Below are 17715 nucleotides of genomic sequence, written 5' to 3'. Positions count from 1 at the left end.
TAATGTATTCTCTAGCTCATTGGAAGTTTTATGGTAAACGTACTTCCTTTTTCTTTATGAGAATCTACAAGGACTTGTCCTTTATGAAGTTCTACAATCTTTTTCACGTAGGACAGCCCTAGGCCTTGTCCCTTTACGTTATGGATGTTTCCTGTTTCCTCTCTGAAGAATTTTTCGAAGATTTTAGTTTTATTCTCGGTTTCCATTCCCATTCCTTTATCAGAAATCTCAATGACGTACATATTTCCCTCGTTTCTTGTTTTTACATGGATTTCGGGTGCCTCCGGAGAGTATTTATTGGCGTTGTCCAGTAAATTAACCAGCATGTTTGAGATATGAAATTCATCAATCTTAAAGATGTATTGAGAAGCGTTGAACTCCTGGGTAAGAGAACCGTTTCTTTGCTGTACAATCAGGTTAAATGATTCCGTAGTTCTTTTAATTAATTCCCGAACGTTGGTTTCCTTTAAAAATAATTTCACCTCATTTCTTTCAAGTTTAGACATGTTCAGAACATTCTCCACCTGTTTTTTCATTCGTATGTTTTCCTGCTTGATCAGCTCGGAGTAATATTTTACCTTATCGGGATTCGTTGCAATTTTATCATTAGCCAAAGAATCGGTTGCCACAGAAATTGTAGCCAGGGGAGTCTTGAACTCATGAGACATATTGTTGATGAAATCCGTTTTTATCTCTGCCAGCTTTTTCTGCCGCATCATATAATTAATGGAAATAATATAAATCCCCAGAATGGTCAATAATGAAAGAAATGTTCCGAGCAGCATCGGCCAGTTGTTCATAGCCAGAGAATATTCCTTTTTAGGGAATACCAGAGCCAAACTGTATAAAGTACGGTCTTTTTTGTCTGTAAAAAGTGGATAACTGTAGACACTGTTGTCTTTTTTCTCTTTGTAGGCTTTATTGAAAATGCTGGTAAGGTTGTTGTTTTTATCCGTAACCCCAAACCCAAATTTTGAACTGATTCCCCGTATTTTAAGCTCCTTGATCAATACAGAATCTAGAATTTTATCATCCACCCTTTTTGTAATGGGAAGGTTACTGCCATTCACTTTTACAAATTCTTTTACTGCATAATCACCATTCTCAATATCGCGGTTTATTTCTGCCGTAAGAGGTTCGCGGTTGGTCGTATCCCGTTTTACTTTATAGGCTGCTTCATCGGTGTATAAAGTGGTTAACCGGATAGAATCTCCACGTTGGGAGATGGGAAGCTGCGTTTTTTCAATGATATTTTTAGAATAAATGATCTGGCGCTGAGTACCTGAATCTTCTACTTGCTGAATGGTGGTTAAAGAAGGTTGACTGTTGTTGGCAAGAACGTTGTTTCTGAAATTCTTGTAATCTCCGTTCATGATTTTATCAACTTCAATTTCTCCAATGCTTTTTGAGGTGCTCTCCAAAGCCGAATAAACTTTATTGGAAAACTCCTGATCCAGTGCGCCGTAATAACCTTTCAGCCAATAAAACTGGAGCGTAACGAAAACAATCAGTGAAATCGTCATAAACACCGAGATTATTGGGATGAATTTATTATTCATTTATCTTTAATTAAAATTATTTGGAATTATGAATGTTAAAATTAATTATTTTAAGACTTCATAAACAAAAAACGAGCCAAAAAATTGTGTAATTTTTCTTAAAACTATGTTTTTTAACATTTTATTATAAATGTTTAAGATCTTGTCCTATGAAAAGCCCTTCTATAAATTAAAATACTAAGTTTGTTATAAATATTTACTTATGAACTCAACGATCATTTTTAACAAAGATTTTGATTTGAATACGGTGTATGTCATGAAAATTTTTGACGCAGACGTTTCAAAAGTATGGGATTATTTTACCCAGGCCGAATTATTGGACCAGTGGTGGGCTCCAAAACCATGGAAATGCGAAACGGTAGCCATGGATTTTAAAGAAAACGGAGTCTGGCATTACATAATGGCAGGTACGAATGGTGAGAGAATGTATGCCCAGGTGCAATACGGAGAAATTAATGCACACAGAAGTTATGATGGAGTAGCAGCTTTCTGTGATGAAGATGGAAAGGTAAATGAAGAAGTAGAACCGTCTAAATGGCTGGTAGGATTTACCGGAGTAGAAGAAGGCGCTAAAATGACCGTAAATATTCATTTTCCGTCCACAGAAGCGATGAAGAAGCACGATGAAATGGGATTTGAAGAAGGTTTTAAAATGACGCTGAATCAGCTGGAAGATATTCTTAAGACAAAGTAATTTTCATTTTGGAAATTACGTATTTGCTGGCAGGCTTTTAAGTCCGTTCTGCGAAATAATAACTCTCAATGAATTATAATAAAAAATGGAAAGTATTAGTACTCTCCATTTTTTATTTTGTTGACTAGATCAGTTCTTCATCCTGAAAGTATTGAATAATTGCTTTTTTCATCAGCAAAGATTGTTCATTAGGTCTTAATTCAGGAAGTCCTTCTATTTTTTCAAAATGAGGCCATCCATCTTCATAATGTGTGAATTTATAATAACCAAAAGGCTCTAATAACCTGCAAACAGCAATATGAAGGATGTTTAATTTATCGTCTTTCGTATATTTTTGCTGGCCGCTTCCCAATTCCTGAAGTCCGATCAGAAACAGGATGGTTTCAATCGGTGGATTCTTTTCAGTCTGGAAGTTTTCCTCAAAAAATTGTTCTATCTTTTTCCAGTATTCAGCTTCGTTAATCATAATTTATAAATCAATTCTCCAGGTTGTTATTTTTATTAGCATTTTCCTCTTCAGATTTTGCAGCATCTTGTTTTCTCGCAAGATCAAGAAGTTGTTCATACTTATCATTCTTCTTATCTTGTAAAGATTCTTGTTTTTCAATTCTATTGATCTTACTTTTTTGAAAAAGATAGTATACAATTAAAAAGCATAAAAAAACAACTAGGAGGGGCATAAGTATTTTAGTAATTGTTTTCTAATTTTAATAAAAATGCGTATTCCAATGCATCTTCTTTCAGTGATTCAAACCTTCCGCTTGCTCCTCCATGTCCGGAACTCATGTCAGTTTTGAAGACTAAAAGGTTGTTGTCGGTTTTTAATTCTCTTAGTTTTGCGGTCCATTTTGCAGGCTCCCAATACTGAACCTGAGAATCGTGCAGACCTGTTGTGATCAGCATATGTGGGTAATCTTTCGCTTCGATATTATCGTAAGGCGAATATTCTTTCATGTAATGGTAATATTCTTCATCATTAGGATTTCCCCATTCGTCATATTCTCCGGTTGTCAAAGGAATCGTTTCATCCAGCATCGTGGTAACTACGTCTACAAAAGGAACCTGTGCAACAATTCCATTGAAAAGGCCAGGCTCATAATTGATCACGGCTCCCACCAATAAACCTCCGGCGCTTCCACCCATCGCATATAAATGTTTTGATGAAGTATAGTTTTCTTTAATTAAGTGCTTTCCGGCATCAATAAAGTCAAAGAATGTATTTTTCTTAAAAAGCATTTTACCATCCTCATACCATTCTCTTCCCAGATATTCTCCGCCACGGATGTGGGCAATCGCATAAATGAAACCTCTATCTAAAATAGAGAGCCTTACATTGGAGAAGCTGGCATCAACCGTATGTCCGTAACTTCCATATCCATATAAAAGAAGGGGAGTATCGGCCGATTTTTTAGTGTCTTTATGATAAACTAATGAAATAGGAACCTTGGATTCTCCATCTCTGGAATCAGCCCAGATTCTTTCAGAAATATAATTTTCAGGAATGAATGTTCCACCTAATACCTCCTGCTGTTTCAGAAGTTTTGTGGTTTTATCCTTCATATTGTATTCGTACGTGGAACTTGGCTGGGTCAGTGAAGTGTATCCATAGCGCAGAACCTCGGTGTCGAATTCTAAATTAATAGCGATATACGCTGTGTACGTAGGATCAGAAAAAGGTAGATAATAAGACTCGTTCGTCTTTTCATCAATAATTTTAATCTGCAGCAGACCCTTTTCTCTTTCTTCAATAACCAGATACTCTTTAAAGATCTCAAAACCTTCAAGCAAAACTTCAGCGCGGTGAGGAATAACATCCACCCAGTTTTCTATTCCGCAATTTTCAATTTTAGTCTTTACGATTTTGAAATTGAAGGCATCATCTGCATTGGTAATGATGTAGAATTCGTCTTCGTAATGTTCTACAGAATACTCAAGATCATCAATTCTGGGCTGAATGATTTTCCACTCTGCAAAAACATCATCGGAAGGAATAAAACGGTGCTCGTCAGAAATCGTGCTTGAGCTTGCAATGAAAATATATTGTAAAGATTTTGTCTTGAAAACATTCACATCAAAAGTATCATCCTCTTCATGGAAAATTAAGACATCTTCGGAAGGATCTGTTCCTAATGCATGTCTGTATACCTGGAATGCCCGTAAACTGTCATCTTTTCTAATATAAAATACATGGGTATTGTCATTGGCCCAAACCGCTTTTCCTGTTGTATTTTCAATCTTATCTGCCAGGATTTCTCCTGTAGTCAGATCTTTAAAATTGATGTCATAAATTCTTCTTCCTACATTATCTGAAGAAAATGAAGCCAGTTTGTTATTAGGGCTCACGGCAACGCTTCCTACTTCAAAAAAAGTTTCCCCTTCTGCCAGAATGTTGACATCTAAAATGATCTCTTCCTGATGTTCCAGACTTAGATGTTTTCTGCAGAAAATAGGATATTCCCTTCCTTCTTCATAACGGACGATATACCAGTATTCATTGTAGAAATAAGGTAATGATTCGTCATCTTTCTTATATCGGGCTTTCATTTCTTCGAAAAGATCTTCCTGCAGCTGTTCCGTATCCTTCATTACAAAATCTGCGTAAGCATTCTCTTCTTCCAGGTATTTGATGACTTCCGGATTTTCTCTTTCGTTAAGCCAGAAATACTTATCTGTTCTAGTATCGCCGTGTATTTCGAGTGTTTTATCTATTTGTTGTGCCTGTGGAGCTTTCATTCAATATTAATTCTTGTTCAAATTTAATTAAAAAAAAACCATCTTTCCTTGTTATTGAAAAGACGGCTGTTTTATAGGGTGTATTAAAAACTATTTGTGAAGGCTTTTAATATATTTTTCAAGGGCCATAGTCATGGATGGTGTTTCCTTAGTAGGCGCCATTAAATCAATTGTTAACCCTGATTCTTCCGCCGCAGCAAGGGTAGTGCTCCCAAAAACTCCAATTTTGGTGTCCTCCTGTTTGAAATCCGGGAAATTCTGTTGTAGAGATTTAATACCCTGAGGACTGAAGAAGACAAGCATATCATAATCCTTGATATTGATATCCGTCAGATCGCTGCATACCGTTCTGTACATGATTGCTCTGGTCCAGTCAACATTTGAAGCATCTAATGTTTTAATGATATCCGGACTTAATACATCCGAAGAAGGCAATAGATATTTCTCACTCGGGAATTTCTTGAAAAGAGGCTGCAGATCTGCGAAGTTTTTCTCCCCAAAACTGATTTTTCTCTTTCTGTACACAATGTGCTTTTGGAGATAATTAGCGATCGCTTCAGACTGGCAGATGTATCTCATCGTATCAGGAACAGCAAAACGCAATTCCTCAGCAAGTCTAAAGTAATGGTCTATCGCATTTTTACTGGTAAAGATAATACCCGTAAACTGCGTTAGATCGATCTTTTGTGTTCTAAGTTCTTTATTGTCAACCCCTTCGACGTGGATAAAAGGACGGAAATCAATCTTTATTTTTTCCTTCTTCGCTATATCCAAATATGGAGAAGACTCACTAGGCGCTGGTTGAGAAACCAATATAGACTTTATTCTCATCATTGACTTTTATTAAAAAAATAATAATTTCCAAAGCAACAATAATGGTGCGATTTGGAGGGTGCAAATATACAAAAATTTATAATACCATTTTTCCGGCAATATATTGTTCTTGTGAAATAAATAGAAACAAACCTTGAAAATAAATACAAACGAAAAGAACAATAAGTAGTAAGAAAATATTTTATATCTGTCTATAGGGAAATAATAGTGGGTTATACAGAGAATTATAAGTAAAAAAGAGATAACGAAGTAGAATTTGGTGGAGGTGAAATAAAAAATTGACCATTTTTTTCCATCTCCTATACTTTGGTAAAATAAAAAACCTAAGGCAGATTTTGTGACATAAAAAAATACCACAGCAATCAAAGTGTACCCAAATTTGTTAAGTTGATACCCTCCAACCTGCAAATCTGCCACATATTTTGGCACAATCGGGATGTATTGGGACAGTAAAACGGATAAACTAAGCGTGGTTACACACGAAGTAATGATCCAGCTGGGCAGGTTATTGCTTGCGTCAAAATATTTTTGAAGCAGAAAGTCTCTTAGGTTGGCATCTCTTTCTATAATGTTCATCATGAAAACATATAAAAAGATACAGCCTAGCAGGATAAAAATTACCCAATCATTGTTCTCAGGTATTCTTATATGATTTGTAAAATTTTGTGATAACGGCAACGGAATGTTTTTTGCAAAATTATAGATTATTTTGTATAAAATAAAAAGGTTAAATAAACTATCTTTGCAAATTGAAATGAAAAAACTGGTCATCATCCCGACTTACAACGAAAAGGAAAATATTGAAAATATTATTTCCGCGGTTTTTGCATTGGAAGATGGCTTTCATATTCTGGTAGTGGATGACTCATCTCCTGATGGAACTTCCTGGATTGTAAAAGATCTTCAGAAAAAATTTCCACACCATCTGCACCTGTCGATACGGCATACAAAAGATGGATTGGGGAAAGCTTATATCCACGGATTTAAGTGGGCCCTTGAAAATAAATATGATTATATTTTCGAGATGGATGCCGATTTCTCCCATAATCCCAGTGATTTGCCTAAACTTTTCGAAGCCTGTCTGAATGCTGATATGGCCATCGGATCGCGTTATTCAAGAGGCGTAAACGTTGTCAACTGGCCGATGGGGAGAGTTTTGCTTTCCTATTTTGCCTCCAAATATGTAAGATTTATTTTAGGACTTCCGATCCATGATACGACCGCTGGTTTTGTCTGTTTCTCAAGAAAGGTTCTGGAAGAAATAGGATTGGATAATGTAAGATTAAAAGGATATGGATTTCAGATAGAAATGAAATTCAGAGCTTTTAAAAAAGGATTCAAAATTGTAGAAGTTCCGATTATATTCACCAATAGAATTTTAGGAGAAAGCAAAATGAACGGAGGAATTATTCATGAAGCCGTTTTTGGGGTGTTAAATTTAAAATGGAAATCAATCATCAACAGATTATGAAAAAACTGATCTTTTTTTTCGTTTTACTAAGTCTGTTTTCGTGCGGAGACTATATCGATAAACCTAAAAACCTGATCGATGAAGATACCATGGCGGAAATTCTGGCTGATCTTTCAGTGAATGATCAGGCAACCTATATGTATCAGAATAGAAATTTAGAAGCCGGAACCCGGTTTGTCCTTAAAACCCATAATGTAAAATCAGCAGATTTTATCGACAGTTTTAAATACTATGTGGTAAAAGACAAAATGAACGGGATTGCAGATAATGCCCAGAAAAAATTATTACAAAAAGATCCCAAAGCGGATCAATACATAAAAGATAAAACAAAGAAGAACGGTAACGTGCCTTCTTTCGCAAAATAAGTGATGAAGCAGAAACACGTTCCATTCGACAGAAATATCAACCGTAACAGCGGTGAAATAAAAAAATATACGAATGAAATTTTTTAATATAGAAAAAACCTCTGAGGGAAAGGCCAGAGCAGGAGAATTGACCACCGATCACGGTAAAATTCAGACTCCTATTTTTATGCCTGTAGGCACTGTTGCCAGCGTAAAAACCGTTCACCAGAGAGAATTAAAAGAAGACATTAAAGCCCAGATTATCTTAGGAAACACCTATCACCTGTACCTTCGTCCTACAATGGATACCATGCAGGAAGCGGGTGGTCTGCATAAATTCATGAATTGGGATCTTCCTATCCTTACTGATTCCGGAGGTTTCCAGGTGTTTTCGCTTTCTAAAAGCAGAAAAATGTCCGAAGAAGGCGTAAAATTCAAATCTCATATTGACGGAAGCTACCATTTATTCACGCCGGAGAAATCTATGGAAATCCAGAGACAGATCGGAGCGGATATTTTTATGGCTTTTGATGAGTGTGTTGCTTATCCAAGTGGGTACAACGAGGTAAAAGCTTCTATGGAAATGACCCACCGATGGTTAAAAAGATGTATCGACTGGAATGAAGCAAATCCTGAATTATACGGTCACAAACAAAGATTTTTCCCAATTGTACAAGGTTCTACCTATTCGGATTTAAGAAAAATTTCAGCAGAAGTAATTTCTGAAGCAGGTGCTGAAGGAAACGCTATCGGTGGACTTTCGGTTGGTGAACCTGAAGAAGAATTGTACAGAATTACCGACGAGGTTACCGATATTCTGCCAAAAGATAAACCAAGATACCTTATGGGAGTAGGAACTCCATGGAACATTCTGGAGTCTATTGGATTGGGAATCGATATGATGGATTGTGTAATGCCTACAAGAAATGCCAGAAATGCGATGCTTTTCACGTGGCAGGGCGTTATGAATCTTAAAAATGAAAAATGGAAGAAAGATTTTTCGCCTTTGGATGAATTTGGAACGAGTTTCGTTGACAGAGAATATTCAAAAGCATATGTGCGTCATTTATTTGTTTCAAAAGAATATTTAGCAAAACAAATTGCGTCCATTCATAATCTTGCATTTTATTTAGATTTGGTAAAAGTAGCAAGAGAACATATCGTTGCAGGAGATTTCTATCAGTGGAAAAATTCTATTGTACCGATTCTTAGACAAAGGCTTTAAAAAATAAAGAAAGGAAATGCTTAAAATTATAGACCGGTATATTATCAAAAAGTATCTTGGAACCTTTAGTTTCATGCTGATATTGCTGTCTATCGTAGTCTTGGTTATTGATGTTCAGCAGAAAATACCAAGAATAGAATCCGCAAAGGCTTTAGATCCAAAACTGGATCTGATGTATTTTCTGTTGCATTTTTATCCGTTTTGGATTATTAATCTGATCGTAACTTTCCTTTCCATTTTAGTTTTTATTTCTGTGATTTATTTCAGTTCGCGAATGGCGAATAATACTGAAATTGTTGCCATTATAAGCAGTGGTGCCAGTTTTCACAGATTTGCAAAGCCGTATTTATATACTTCCATATTAATTGCTCTGATATCACTTGTCGTGAATCATATGGTGCTGCCATGGGCGAATATCAAAAAGAACGAACTGGAGGCATATACGTATAATGCGGCCAATAAAGAGAAAATCTTAGGAACAGCTCCTGCCTCTGCACAGCTCAGCAAAAGTGAATATATTTTTGTTAACTCCTGGAATAAAAGAGAAAACAGAGGTTCCGGCTTTATTTATCAGAAATTTGATAAAAACCGCAGGATGCTTTATGAGCTTAAATCTTCCGAAGTTTCCTGGGACAAGGCAAAGAAACTGTTCATCCTAAATAATTACGTTGAAAAAACCATCAATAAAGACAATACAGAAAAATTAGGCAATGGTCCTGAGTTGAGAAAAAACTATGGACATGCCCCGGAAGAGCTTTTCCCGAATGAACTTTTAGGACAGAATAAAACCACTCCGGAACTGTTGAAATTTATTCAAAGAGAAAAAGAAAAAGGGAATTCCAATTTAAATTCCTATCTGAATGAACTTCATCAGCGGACTTCAATGCCTGTTTCTATCATTATTCTCACGTTTTTAGCGCTTTCTCTGGCTTCACAAAAGAAAAGAGGAGGGTTGGGAGTTAACCTGGCAATAGGGATCTCAATGGCCTTTATTTTCGTATTCTCTTTTGAAGCATTAAAAGTAGTTTCTGAAAACAAAAGCCTGTCTCCGGCATTGGCGATGTGGCTTCCGAATCTGGTTTTTCTTCCGCTTACCCTATATTTGTACCTCAAAAGAGCTAATCAGTAAAGGAGTTTTACTTCTTTGTGGTAGAAAGATCTCATTTCGTTTTCCAGTTCGATCCAGATTTCTCCCTTTTCATCAGCGTAGCGTATGATGCCATTTTGTCTTTCTTTTCCAATCTCAAAGACGGATATTTCGTTTTTCCGGAACAGATGACTGTTGAACCGATCCATAATCTCCTGCTCAGAAGGAATGTTTTTAAGTTTCTCAATGAAAAAAGCATTCAGGTTTTCCGTAAATTCTTCAAGATCAAATCTTTTCCCGGTCTGCGTTAAAAGCGATCCTGCATTGGATATTTCATCAAATTTCTCCTGGAGGATATTGAAACCTGCCCCGATAATAAAGTACTGCTCCTGATGAATCTTTCTCTTTTCAATAAGAATTCCGACGATTTTTTTCCTGTTGAGTATAATATCATTCGGCCACTTGATAAATACCGTGTTTTCAGTCAAATTGGCCAGATAATCCCGGATCACGATTGCGGTATAATAATTGAACAAGAAATCAGAAATCAAGAAGTTCTTAGCCTTTACTGCCAGCGTATATGCTAAATTTTGTCCGGCGGTAGAAGTCCATGTATTTCCGTACTGTCCGCGGCCCTGTGTTTGATTAAATGTATGCACTCCAATAAAATCTGAATTTTCATAAAGTAAAAACTTTGAAACTTCGTCATTAGTAGAAGAGCATTCTTTTAAATAGAATAATTGGTGCATTTAAGAAAACTTTAAGAACATTAAGGGCCTAAAAGTAAGGCTTAAGTAAAGAAAAAACAATAAATTTGCAGATTATAGTATATTTTTAATGAATAAAACAGTAGAAAAGCAAGCGCTAATAGATAAAATCGTTGAAGCCATTCAAGATGTAAAGGGAGAAGATGTAATGATTTTCGATCTTTCAAAAATTGAAAACTCTGTGGCAGAGACATTTATAATATGTAGTGGTAACTCCAATACGCAGGTGGCTGCCTTAGCAGGAAGTGTAGAGAAAAAAGTAAGAAATGAACTTCAGGACAGACCTTGGCATGTAGAAGGTACCGAAAATGCAATGTGGGTTTTAGTAGATTATGTTACGGTAGTGGTTCATATCTTTCAAAAAGAAACACGAGAGTATTATGATATCGAAGAACTATGGGGTGATGCAGTCATCACAAAAATTGAAACAGAATATTAAATTTTAAAAAGTATAAATGAACAATAAAGGATTCAACTGGTTTTTTCCAATTGCGATCGTAGCTCTTTTGTTATTTTTTGGCTCCAATTTTTTAGGAGGTGATAGTGCGAAATCTATTGATGAAGATGGATTCTTCAGAGAATTGCAGTCAGGGAAAGTACAGAGTATTATTATATACAAAGACACAGAGAAAGCAGATGTTTTCCTGACAAAAGCTGCAAAGGCTGCTGTGGTAAGCAAATCAGCCAATGAAAACAATCCTCTATCAGCATTTGAGATGGCTCCTAAAGCAGATTATTCTGTAAAATACGGAGATCTTCAGCTTTTCCTTCAAAAATTTGACCAGATAAAAGCAGCTGATGCCAATATCAAAACGACAAAAGATTACGGAGCGGGTAAAAACCCATTCATGGACATCTTATTCTCAGCATTGATCTGGATTGCTATTTTAGGATTATTCTACTTCCTTCTTTTCAGAAAGATGGGCGGTGGCGGTGGCCCTGGAGGACAGATTTTCTCTATCGGAAAATCCAAAGCAAAACTTTTTGATGAAAAAGAAAAAATTCAGGTAACATTTAAAGATGTTGCAGGATTGGAAGGAGCAAAAGAAGAAGTACAGGAAGTGGTAGATTTCTTGAAAAACTCTGAAAAATATACCAAATTAGGAGGTAAGATTCCTAAAGGTGTCCTGTTAGTAGGACCTCCGGGAACCGGTAAAACCTTGTTGGCAAAAGCAGTTGCAGGGGAAGCTAAAGTTCCGTTTTTCTCCCTTTCAGGTTCAGATTTCGTTGAAATGTTCGTTGGGGTAGGAGCTTCCAGGGTTCGAGATTTATTTGCCCAGGCAAAAGCAAAATCTCCGGCGATTATTTTTATTGATGAAATTGATGCGATCGGACGTGCCAGAGGAAAGAATAATTTCTCAGGTGGTAACGACGAAAGAGAGAATACATTGAACCAGCTTCTTACGGAAATGGATGGTTTTGGAACCGATGTGAATGTGATCGTAATGGCAGCCACCAACAGAGCTGATATCTTAGATAAAGCTTTGATGAGAGCAGGACGTTTTGACCGTTCCATCTATGTAGACCTTCCTGAATTACATGAGAGAAGAGAAATATTTGATGTTCACTTAAAGAAAATCAAATTAGATGATAATGTAGACAGAGATTTCCTTGCGAAACAAACTCCTGGATTCAGTGGAGCAGATATCGCGAATGTTTGTAACGAAGCAGCACTTATCGCCGCAAGATACAATCATACCTCTGTTACAAAACAGGATTTCCTGGATGCTGTAGACAGAATCATCGGTGGACTTGAAAAGAAAAATATGGCTATCAAGCCATCTGAGAAAAAGAGAGTGGCTTATCACGAAGCAGGTCACGCTACGATCTCATGGTTGGTAGAACATGCATCACCGCTATTAAAAGTAACCATTGTTCCAAGAGGACGTTCTTTAGGAGCAGCATGGTATCTTCCGGAAGAAAGACAGTTGACCACTACCGAGCAAATGCTTGATGAGATGTGTGCAACCTTAGGAGGAAGAGCTGCAGAGCAGGTGATCTTCAATAATATTTCAACGGGTGCACTTTCTGATCTGGAAACCGTAACGAAAAGAGCACAGGCAATGGTGACGATTTATGGATTAAGTCCTACTATCGGAAACATTTCTTACTATGACAGTTCAGGTCAGTCAGAATATTCTTTCGGGAAGCCTTATTCTGAAGATACTGCCAATAAAATTGATGTAGAGATTAAATCTATCATTGAGAATCAATATGTGAGAGCGGTACAGATTCTTACCGATAATAAAGATAAACTGGATGCTTTAGCAACCAAGCTTTTAGAAAAAGAAGTTATTTTCCGTGAAGACCTGGAAGAAATCTTCGGAAAAAGAGCATGGGATCCGGAATTGACTGAAAGACCGGTAACGAATACCATTCCGTTAAAAGATAAGGAAGAAGCAAGTGAAATTCAGGCTCCTGAAAGCCCGAACATCTTGTAAAAATCCCCACAAATAAATAATTTAAAACCTGATCGTGTAAAAACTGTCAGGTTTTTTCATATTTAACCCTGTATTTTTAGAATCTATTGTAAATTATTTTCTATTTTTGTATAAAGTTGACTAAAAATAGATTAAGTTGAATTTATTCAAGAAGATTGTAAGCAAACTTACCAACCAGCCTGAGGAGGATGACAAACAAAGCATGGAAAAACTAGGGGATTCGCTGAAAAATGCAGATCTCGACTATAAGTTTGCGCAATTATTTACGCATTCGGGAGGATTTTTTAATTATTGTGCAGATGAAGCGGAGGCGCTACAGACTTTAAATCAAATTGTCAAGATTGAAGATATCCAAAACATTTTTTGCTGGGATAAAGAGCTTCAAAGCTTTTTGAATGTGGTAAAAAAGCCTTATACTTCAGAAATGGAATATTCCAATGATGCGGCATTCATTACCTGTGAGTATCTTATTGCTTATGATGGGCGTATTATGCTTTCACATAATAATATTCTTCATTACCACTCTTCAAAGCTTCCCAACAAAATTATTGTGATGGCTAATGTATCACAGATTGTGAATAACCTTAATGATGCAATGGGCAAGATCAAAAGAAACGGAAATATCAAAAACCTCACTTCCATCAGCGGGGGCAAATCAAATATGGATACTTCCTCTACTACCAATACTAAACTGTTTTTATTACTGCTTGAAGACTAGGCGGTAACTTATAAATCTTACATTTTGGACAAAAACCTTATTCAAAGAACAATTTCCGGAATTGTCTACGTTGCCATTATCATCCTTTGTACGACTCCATTGGGATCTCAATTGATTAACAGCGTATCACCCGGCCTTGCTAAGCAGCAATATTTATATCACGGCCTGATTACTCTTCTGCTTGCAGTAGGTTCATGGGAATGTGTAAAGCTCATGAAATTCGGGAAAGGATATGAAAAATGGGTTGTTTTCCCATTGATCATTTTTATATTTTATATATTCTCAAAGAGATTTTTCTACCATGATTTCTTTTTTGATTTCCGGTTAAGTGAAATCCTTGCGCTTTCTTTAATAGCGATTGCTGTAGTTACTTTATTTAAGTATCCCAGCGAATTGTATTACGACAGCGGTAAACTGATTTTTACGGTCATCTACGTGGCGCTGCCATTTAGTTTTGCCCTTGGACTTCCGAAGTTTTCAAGCTACGATGATACGTTTTCTTTAGAAGTTCTTTTTCTGTTCATTTTAATCTGGAGTAGTGATACTTTTGCCTATCTGACAGGGAAGTTTTTCGGAAAACATAAGATGGCCCCTAAAATATCCCCAAAGAAGACCTGGGAAGGATATATAGGAGGTGTTGTATTAACTTTAATTTTATCATATTTTATAGAACGTTATCAGCATGATCTTCGCGGAAACTGGATGGTGGTAGGATTTCTTGTCGCGGCTTTCGCTCCTTTGGGAGATTTAGTGGAAAGCCAGCTCAAAAGAAATTTTGGGGTAAAAGACAGCGGAAACCTCATTCCGGGGCATGGTGGCGTATTGGATAGACTGGATAGTTTTTTAATTTGCGTTCCTGTCGTATATTTGTACTTTATTTTAGAAAAATTTATTTAAACTCATGAAATTACATAAAGAGTCGAAGGGAACGATTACAGTAGCAACCATAATTTTTGTCATCATTGGTGCGTTAGCTATTTATTATTTAAAAATGTGGTCGCTTCTGATCATTTTACCTCTGTTGATCATCTACAGTCTGGTATTTTGGTTTTTCAGAGTTCCAAACCGTAATATTCTGGATCATAAAGAAAATGTCATCGCTCCGGTAGACGGAAAAGTAGTGATGATAAAAGAAGTGGAAGAAACTGAATTTTTGAAAGAAAAAGCCATTCAGGTTTCCATCTTTATGTCTCCACTGAATGTACATATCTGCCGGTATCCGGTTTCTGGTAATGTAATTTATAAAAAATACCATCCCGGAAAGTATCTCGTAGCATGGCACGAAAAATCGTCTACTGAAAATGAACGTACAACGGTTGCGGTAGAAAGTTTAACAAATCATAAGGTAGTTTTTAGACAGATCGCCGGATATGTTGCAAGAAGAATTGTTTTCTATTGTAATGAAGGTGATGATGCTAAGGCTGGACATGAATTTGGTTTCATTAAGTTCGGTTCAAGAATGGATGTTTTCTTACCGCTAGATACTGAGATCACTTGTAAAATCGGAGATATTACCAAAGGTGGAATTGACGTGATCGCAAGAATGAAAGATTAATATAAAACTATTTATAAATAAAAAGGAGAAAATCAGCTGTGGTTTTCTCCTTTTTATTTTATGATATTACCCGTCGTGAGACTAAATGAAAATGCAATCCCGTATGAGTTTTTCTACTCGTGCGTAGTATTGCGTATCTGGACTTGTAAGCCCTCACTCGTTAAATAGATATTTTTGTTCATCAGATAATTAATGTAAATCAATGTTTATAGATACCTCATGAAGTAATGCATTGAAAAAATGATTGTTGAGAATGAATTTAAAAAAAATACACATTGGTGAGTTTATAGAGCACAGGATGAAGGAGCTTCAGATACCCTATGAAAGAGCTGAGAAATTTTTAAAATGCAGCGAGGAAGAAATCAAAATGATATATAAGCAAAGTAGTATTGATACTTATCTTTTGCTAAGATGGTCTAAACTTTTGGAATATGATTTTTTCAGGCTTTTTTCAGGGCATCTAATCTTGTATGCCCCAAGTAGGAATGTCAGCCCGGTTTTGTCTGATGAGAACAAACTGCCGGTATTCAGAAAACATATTTATACGGAAGAAGTTAAAAGCTTTATCCTTGAAAAGATTACTACAGGGCAAATGACCCCTCAGGAAGTGATTCTTACCTACAAGATACCCAAAACGACTTTGTACAAATGGATTAAAAAAGTGTAATACGAGATATGACACCAGATTATAAACAAATATATACTGATATTATTAAGGAGAAATATCCTGAAAAAATAAATGATCTACAGATCAAAAATAAAATTGGATGTATAAATACAGTTATGGACGTTCTTAGCCTTAATACGCTGATCTTCGGGCAGGCAGATGGACTGACTGAATCTAAAAATCAAAAACTTCGTTCTTACGATAAAAACTCTGTTTTAAAAATTCTGGATTATCAGCAGAAAAACAACCTTAGTAACAGCATGACTGCTCTTCATTTTAAGATGAGCAGAAATACCATTGCAAAATGGAGAAAATATTACTAAATCGTCCATAAACGGAACTCAGATCATACATTTTGTCTCCATTTATATGGCTAATTTACTTTGTAATATCTTATTTGAAAAATAAGATATTATATTTCTATTAAAACTAGATTTTTTTATATATTTAATTGTACCAAACCCTACATGGGCAATTCTAAAGAATTACCCATGTATTCTTCATTATAAAATTTTGGGATATGATAAACAGAATATTTTCTAAAATAATGACCTACGATTTGGAGAAATCAGCGAATGATTTTGAGCAGCAGTCTTTATTTCTTGTTAACCGTTATCTCCTGTTTCTTTTTTTACTATTCCTGTTTTATTCCATATTTATTATCTCTTTTTTTGGGGATGTCTTTAGCTCCTCCTTTTTAATTATCAATACCTTTTTTTGGTTGTTTCTATTCTGGATCAAAGATAAAATGAGCAGATATAGGAAGATTTTGAAAGGTTCCTACATTATAGTTTTTATCGTGCTCACATTTATTGTCAGTTTTTTTTATATCTATACATGGAAGAATGCCGGGGTTGAATATTTTTATTTTTCTCTTTTATTTGCTATCCCTTTCTTTTTTAATTATAAAGAAGATTATTACTTTATTTTACTGATCGTAGTTATTATTGCCATTAATTTTATAGGCTGTCTGTATTTTGAATTAGACTTCTTACCGAAAAGTAAATTTATCAGGCCTAATGATTTTAAACTTATTCAGCTGTTTAACATCATTTTTGTGATTACTACATTTCTCATAGATATTTATTTCGTTTCCCAAAAAGACAGGTTGATTTACGGTCTTATCAAGCAGACAAAGCTGCAGGATTCAACCATTGAAGATTTGCTGAAGTCCAACAATGACTTAATGATACAGCAAATTGTAATTAATAATCTTACAGAAGACAATATTTCAGAAATTATTGGACTTGCGGAAAGTAACTCGCCCCTATTTCTTGAGAAATTTCAAATCTATTTTCCCGAGTTTATACCTAATGTTTTAAAAATAAATTCATCCGTTGTGTATTCTGAGCTTCACATCTGTGCTTTGATGAAATTAAATTTTGACACAAAAAAAATTGCTTCATGTGTCAACAGCAGTGTACGGGCAGTAGAAAGCCGGAAGTATAGAATCCGCAAAAAATTGGGGATTGCTTCAGATATCAACATTAATAATTTTATACTTAAAATATAGAATACAGCTGTTTTGCGTGAGTTTTAATACGTACGCGTAGTATTGAGTAGTGATGTTTTCATTTAAATGGTAAAATCAATGGTAATTTTGCAAAATAAATCTAGTGA

Annotated in this window: 20 protein-coding genes; 13 read left to right on the top strand and 7 right to left on the bottom strand. The window is 35.6% G+C overall.

Annotated features, from left to right (window positions below; genetic code table 11):
* Window positions 1–11: 11 nt before the first annotated feature.
* Window positions 12–1559, bottom strand: a complete 1548-nt coding sequence (locus tag IW15_RS00945) for a sensor histidine kinase (RefSeq protein WP_034708544.1) — start codon at window positions 1557–1559, stop codon at window positions 12–14.
* Window positions 1560–1761: 202 nt separating this feature from the next.
* On the opposite strand from IW15_RS00945, the gene IW15_RS00940 reads away from it, so the two are divergent.
* Window positions 1762–2253: an SRPBCC family protein gene (locus IW15_RS00940; RefSeq protein ID WP_034708542.1), complete on the top strand. Its 492-nt coding sequence runs from the start codon at window positions 1762–1764 to the stop codon at window positions 2251–2253.
* A 124-nt stretch (window positions 2254–2377) separates the two neighbouring features.
* Here the strand turns inward: IW15_RS00940 and IW15_RS00935 are convergent, their stop codons facing one another.
* The 5 genes from IW15_RS00935 to IW15_RS00915 all read right to left on the bottom strand — a co-directional run bounded on the left by IW15_RS00935 (window position 2378) and on the right by IW15_RS00915 (window position 6591).
* On the bottom strand, window positions 2378–2719 hold the full coding sequence (locus tag IW15_RS00935; protein WP_034708541.1) for a hypothetical protein: 342 nt from the start codon (window positions 2717–2719) through the stop codon (window positions 2378–2380).
* A 10-nt stretch (window positions 2720–2729) separates the two neighbouring features.
* The gene (locus IW15_RS00930; RefSeq protein ID WP_034708540.1) at window positions 2730–2933 is read right to left on the bottom strand and encodes a hypothetical protein; all 204 of its coding nucleotides are present in this window, start codon (window positions 2931–2933) and stop codon (window positions 2730–2732) included.
* A 7-nt stretch (window positions 2934–2940) separates the two neighbouring features.
* Window positions 2941–4986, bottom strand: a complete 2046-nt coding sequence (locus IW15_RS00925) for a S9 family peptidase (RefSeq protein WP_034708539.1) — start codon at window positions 4984–4986, stop codon at window positions 2941–2943.
* 90 nt (window positions 4987–5076) lie between these two features.
* Window positions 5077–5817: a uroporphyrinogen-III synthase gene (locus IW15_RS00920; RefSeq protein WP_034708537.1), complete on the bottom strand. Its 741-nt coding sequence runs from the start codon at window positions 5815–5817 to the stop codon at window positions 5077–5079.
* A 12-nt stretch (window positions 5818–5829) separates the two neighbouring features.
* Entirely contained in the window at window positions 5830–6591 is a 762-nt protein-coding gene (locus IW15_RS00915) for a DUF4271 domain-containing protein (RefSeq protein WP_228384287.1), read from the bottom strand.
* Here IW15_RS00915 and IW15_RS00910 point away from each other — a divergent pair.
* The 4 genes from IW15_RS00910 (at window position 6575) to IW15_RS00895 (ending at window position 9989) form a co-directional block, all read left to right on the top strand.
* Window positions 6575–7291: a polyprenol monophosphomannose synthase gene (locus tag IW15_RS00910; protein WP_034708536.1), complete on the top strand. Its 717-nt coding sequence runs from the start codon at window positions 6575–6577 to the stop codon at window positions 7289–7291. The two genes, IW15_RS00915 and IW15_RS00910, sit on opposite strands and share 17 nt — an antisense overlap.
* Window positions 7288–7656 carry a DUF4296 domain-containing protein gene (locus IW15_RS00905; RefSeq protein WP_034709775.1) on the top strand — a complete coding sequence of 123 codons (369 nt, stop codon included), beginning with the start codon at window positions 7288–7290 and terminating at the stop codon, window positions 7654–7656. The genes IW15_RS00910 and IW15_RS00905 overlap by 4 nt, the downstream gene beginning before the upstream one ends.
* A gap of 73 nt (window positions 7657–7729) precedes the next feature.
* Complete coding sequence (tgt, locus tag IW15_RS00900) at window positions 7730–8860, top strand: tRNA guanosine(34) transglycosylase Tgt (RefSeq protein ID WP_034708535.1); 1131 nt, start codon at window positions 7730–7732, stop codon at window positions 8858–8860.
* Between the two features lie 16 nt (window positions 8861–8876).
* Window positions 8877–9989 carry an LptF/LptG family permease gene (locus tag IW15_RS00895; protein ID WP_034708534.1) on the top strand — a complete coding sequence of 371 codons (1113 nt, stop codon included), beginning with the start codon at window positions 8877–8879 and terminating at the stop codon, window positions 9987–9989.
* On the opposite strand, the gene IW15_RS00890 is transcribed toward IW15_RS00895, so the two are convergent.
* Window positions 9983–10696, bottom strand: coding sequence for a biotin--[acetyl-CoA-carboxylase] ligase (locus IW15_RS00890; RefSeq protein ID WP_034708533.1), 714 nt, complete (start codon window positions 10694–10696; stop codon window positions 9983–9985). The two genes, IW15_RS00895 and IW15_RS00890, sit on opposite strands and share 7 nt — an antisense overlap.
* Before the next feature lie 88 nt (window positions 10697–10784).
* Here IW15_RS00890 and rsfS point away from each other — a divergent pair, with 88 nt between their 5' ends.
* The 8 genes from rsfS to IW15_RS00850 all read left to right on the top strand — a co-directional run bounded on the left by rsfS (window position 10785) and on the right by IW15_RS00850 (window position 17608).
* Window positions 10785–11153, top strand: a complete 369-nt coding sequence (gene rsfS, locus IW15_RS00885) for a ribosome silencing factor (RefSeq protein WP_034708532.1) — start codon at window positions 10785–10787, stop codon at window positions 11151–11153.
* Between the two features lie 16 nt (window positions 11154–11169).
* Window positions 11170–13155, top strand: coding sequence for an ATP-dependent zinc metalloprotease FtsH (gene ftsH, locus IW15_RS00880; protein WP_034708531.1), 1986 nt, complete (start codon window positions 11170–11172; stop codon window positions 13153–13155).
* Between the two features lie 136 nt (window positions 13156–13291).
* On the top strand, window positions 13292–13873 hold the full coding sequence (locus IW15_RS00875) for an LUD domain-containing protein (RefSeq protein WP_034708530.1): 582 nt from the start codon (window positions 13292–13294) through the stop codon (window positions 13871–13873).
* Between the two features lie 24 nt (window positions 13874–13897).
* Window positions 13898–14770 carry a phosphatidate cytidylyltransferase gene (locus IW15_RS00870; protein WP_034708528.1) on the top strand — a complete coding sequence of 291 codons (873 nt, stop codon included), beginning with the start codon at window positions 13898–13900 and terminating at the stop codon, window positions 14768–14770.
* A gap of 4 nt (window positions 14771–14774) precedes the next feature.
* Entirely contained in the window at window positions 14775–15428 is a 654-nt protein-coding gene (locus tag IW15_RS00865; protein ID WP_034708526.1) for a phosphatidylserine decarboxylase family protein, read from the top strand.
* 253 nt (window positions 15429–15681) lie between these two features.
* Window positions 15682–16095, top strand: coding sequence for a hypothetical protein (locus IW15_RS00860; protein WP_034708525.1), 414 nt, complete (start codon window positions 15682–15684; stop codon window positions 16093–16095).
* Between the two features lie 8 nt (window positions 16096–16103).
* Window positions 16104–16418, top strand: a complete 315-nt coding sequence (locus IW15_RS00855) for a hypothetical protein (RefSeq protein ID WP_034708524.1) — start codon at window positions 16104–16106, stop codon at window positions 16416–16418.
* Between the two features lie 197 nt (window positions 16419–16615).
* Window positions 16616–17608, top strand: a complete 993-nt coding sequence (locus IW15_RS00850) for a helix-turn-helix transcriptional regulator (RefSeq protein WP_034708523.1) — start codon at window positions 16616–16618, stop codon at window positions 17606–17608.
* Window positions 17609–17715 lie beyond the last annotated feature (107 nt).

Origin of the sequence: Chryseobacterium soli (genome assembly GCF_000737705.1) — a bacterium.
In the GTDB taxonomy this organism is placed as follows: domain Bacteria; phylum Bacteroidota; class Bacteroidia; order Flavobacteriales; family Weeksellaceae; genus Chryseobacterium; species Chryseobacterium soli.
This window is presented reverse-complemented; position numbering and strand designations above follow the sequence as displayed.